Annotated in this window: 1 protein-coding gene; it reads left to right on the top strand. The window is 63.2% G+C overall.

The window, feature by feature from the left end; all coding sequences use genetic code 11:
- On the top strand, nt 1-223 hold a 223-nt coding region (locus E4K09_RS18115; RefSeq protein ID WP_280177476.1), incomplete at both ends, for a 2'-5' RNA ligase family protein.

Genomic DNA, 223 nt, shown 5'->3' with positions numbered 1-223 from the left:
TTCACCGGCATCGAGATTCCCTCCGAGATCAGCCTTGCCCTGTCCGCTTATCGCGGCGGATTGCCGGGGGCGCGCTGGATCGATCCTGAAAACTATCACATCACCCTGCGCTTCATCGGCGACATCGATGCGCGCATGGCGGACGATGTGTGTTCGATCCTCGGCGATTCCCGCTGGCGGGAGCCTATCGCCATCACCCTCGACGGGCTCGACACGTTCGGCG

The organism is Microvirga pakistanensis (assembly GCF_004458765.1).
In the GTDB taxonomy this organism is placed as follows: Bacteria; Pseudomonadota; Alphaproteobacteria; order Rhizobiales; family Beijerinckiaceae; genus Microvirga; species Microvirga pakistanensis.
The sequence above is the reverse complement of the archived record's forward strand: the minus strand, read 5'-3'. Positions and strand labels throughout refer to the sequence as shown.